Annotated in this window: 2 protein-coding genes and 1 pseudogene; all 3 read right to left on the bottom strand. The window is 63.6% G+C overall.

What is annotated here, in order from left to right:
- Nucleotides 1–229 (bottom strand): annotated as a pseudogene (locus DAD99_RS21350) (aspartate aminotransferase); the annotation flags it as partial.
- A gap of 344 nt (nucleotides 230–573) precedes the next feature.
- On the bottom strand, nucleotides 574–1,488 hold the full coding sequence (gene pdxS, locus DAD99_RS21340; protein ID WP_193343174.1) for a pyridoxal 5'-phosphate synthase lyase subunit PdxS: 915 nt from the start codon (nucleotides 1,486–1,488) through the stop codon (nucleotides 574–576).
- Nucleotides 1,489–1,592: 104 nt separating this feature from the next.
- A partial coding sequence (locus DAD99_RS21335; protein ID WP_193343168.1) for an L-serine ammonia-lyase, iron-sulfur-dependent, subunit alpha occupies nucleotides 1,593–1,888 on the bottom strand: 296 nt, incomplete at its 5' end.

Here is a 1,888-nt window from a genome sequence, read left to right as displayed (position 1 = left end):
GGGCCTCGCGCAACTGCGGGATGCCAGGTCCGGGGCAATAGCCCGTGTAGCCGTCGGCGATGGCCCGGTTCATAGCTTCAACGATATGGGGGGCCGTCGGGATGTTGATGTCGCCGAGATGGAAGGGATACACAGGGTTCCCCTTCGCCTTCCAAGCGGCCGCGGCTTGGGCGACGCTAAAGGCAGTTTCGGTGCCCAGACGTTCGAGCCGGTTCGCGAGTTGCTGCATGCTGTTCCACTCCTCATCGAGATTGTGATCGATCTTCTGCGGTAATAATTCTGATTTTGCGTCGTCGCGGCGGTTGGGCAGGGTTGACCCGTGCCTTTCCGAGACCAACGGCTAGGCCAGGATCCGGTATCCCGTCGGCTTATCGAAGAGCCTTCGCGTGCTGGCTCCGGCGGCCGCAATCCAAAGGACCGAGTCGTCATCAGCGGCTTGTTCCACGACGCCGGTCATGATGTGGTCCCCCAAAAGCCACACCTCTACCGTGTGACCCGTCAGCCGGGCCCAATCGCTACGCGGCCCACGTCCGGGCGAGCTCTTGCTCGGGCCCATGCCCAACATGATTTGCTTTACCAGCCGCGCTCGGCGAGGCGGTGCGGCTGCGGGATGTCAGCGACGTTGATGCCCACCATGGCCTCGCCGAGGCCGCGGGAGGCCTTGGCAACAACGTCAGGGTCATCGAAATAGGCAGTAGCCCTAACGACGGCGGCGGCACGCTGGGCCGGGTTGCCGGACTTGAAGATACCGGAACCGACAAACACACCGTCAGCGCCGAGCTGCATCATCATCGCAGCGTCGGCCGGGGTGGCAATGCCGCCGGCGGTGAACAGCACCACGGGGAGCTTGCCGGCGGCGGCAACCTCCTTGACCAGTTCATACGGGGCCTGCAGTTCCTTGGCCGCGACGTACAGCTCGTCCTCGGGCAGCGCGGCGAGCTTGGCGATCTCGGCGCGGATCTGGCGCATGTGCCCGGTCGCGTTGGAAACATCGCCGGTGCCGGCCTCACCCTTGGAACGGATCATGGCCGCGCCCTCGTTGATGCGGCGCAGCGCCTCACCGAGGTTGGTAGCGCCACAGACGAAGGGAACCGTAAAGTTCCACTTATCGATGTGGTGGACGTAGTCGGCCGGGGTCAGGACCTCGGACTCGTCAATATAGTCCACGCCCAGAGACTGCAGGACCTGCGCCTCCACGAAGTGGCCGATCCGGGCCTTGGCCATCACCGGCACGGAGACGGCGTCGATGATCGCCTCGATCATGTCCGGATCGGACATGCGGGACACGCCGCCCTGGGCACGAATATCAGCCGGAACACGTTCCAGCGCCATGACTGCAACGGCACCGGCGTCTTCGGCGATGCGGGCCTGTTCAACATTGACGACGTCCATGATGACGCCGCCCTTGAGCATCTCAGCCATGCCCCGCTTAACGCGGTTGCTGCCGGCGACGGTGACGTGTTCGTACGGGAGTCGTCTAAGGGACACTTCTTACTCCAAAGGGACGGGATGCCGGCGATACCAGGCATTTGGGTAATGGGACTTGTCCCCGGGTGTCTGTCACACCCGGGGCTACCGGTACTTCACGGGGCTCAGCACTCGATGACGTTGACGGCGAGGCCGCCGCGAGAGGTCTCTTTGTATTTGGTTTTCATGTCGGCGCCGGTTTCTTTCATGGTTTTGATGGCTTTGTCGAGGGATACTTTGTGGCTGCCATCGCCATGCAGGGCAAGGCGGGCGGCGTTGATGGCTTTGACGCTGGCGATGGCGTTGCGTTCGATGCAGGGGATCTGCACCAGGCCGCCCACGGGGTCGCAGGTCAGCCCGAGGTTGTGCTCGATGCCCACTTCGGCGGCGTTTTCCACTTGTTCGGGCGTGCCGCCGAGGA

It is taken from the genome of Pseudarthrobacter sp. AB1, assembly GCF_014926485.1.
Lineage (GTDB): Bacteria > Actinomycetota > Actinomycetes > Actinomycetales > Micrococcaceae > Arthrobacter.
This window is presented reverse-complemented; position numbering and strand designations above follow the sequence as displayed.